Consider the following 915-nt stretch of genomic DNA (forward strand, 5'->3'; position numbering starts at 1 on the left):
ACGTTGACCATGGGAAGACGACGTTGACGGCGGCGATCACGAAGTATTTTGGCGAATTCCGGGCCTATGACCAGATCGACGGTGCGCCGGAAGAGCGGGCGCGTGGGATCACGATCTCGACGGCCCATGTGGAATACGAGACGGAAAACCGTCACTATGCGCACGTCGACTGCCCCGGCCACGCGGACTATGTGAAGAACATGATCACCGGTGCGGCGCAGATGGACGGCGCGATCCTGGTTTGCGCTGCTTCGGACGGCCCGATGCCGCAAACGCGTGAGCATATCCTGCTGGGTCGCCAGGTCGGCATTCCCTACATGGTCTGCTACATGAACAAGGTGGACCTCGTCGACGACGAAGAGCTGCTGGAACTGGTCGAGATGGAAATCCGCGAACTGTTCTCGTCCTATGAATATCCGGGCGATGACATTCCGATCGTCAAGGGCTCGGCCCACCAGGCGATGATCGGCGAGCGCAAGGACATCGGCGAGGATTCGATCCGCGCGCTGATGGCGGCTGTGGACAGCTATATCCCGACCCCGGCCCGCGCCGTGGACCAGCCCTTCCTGATGCCGGTCGAAGACGTGTTCTCGATCTCGGGTCGCGGCACGGTGGCCACCGGCCGCATCGAGCGTGGCGTGGTGAAAGTTGGCGAAGAAGTGGAAATCGTCGGTCTGCATGCCTCGAAGAAAACGGTTTGCACGGGCGTCGAAATGTTCCGCAAGCTGCTGGACCAGGGCGAAGCAGGCGACAACGTCGGCCTTCTGCTGCGCGGTGTGGACCGTGACGGGATCGAGCGCGGCCAGGTTCTGTGCAAGCCCGCTTCGGTGAAGCCGCACACCAAGTTCGAGGCGGAAGCCTATATCCTGACGAAGGAAGAGGGTGGCCGTCACACGCCGTTCTTTGCGAACTACC

The 915-nt window shown here is 61.7% G+C and carries 1 protein-coding gene; it reads left to right on the plus strand.

The window, feature by feature from the left end; translation table 11 throughout:
* Window positions 1–915 (plus strand): elongation factor Tu (tuf, locus tag IE095_RS18110; protein ID WP_189413681.1); only part of this gene is annotated, 915 nt, incomplete at both ends.

The organism is Neogemmobacter tilapiae (genome assembly GCF_014652215.1).
Lineage (GTDB): Bacteria > Pseudomonadota > Alphaproteobacteria > Rhodobacterales > Rhodobacteraceae > Neogemmobacter > Neogemmobacter tilapiae.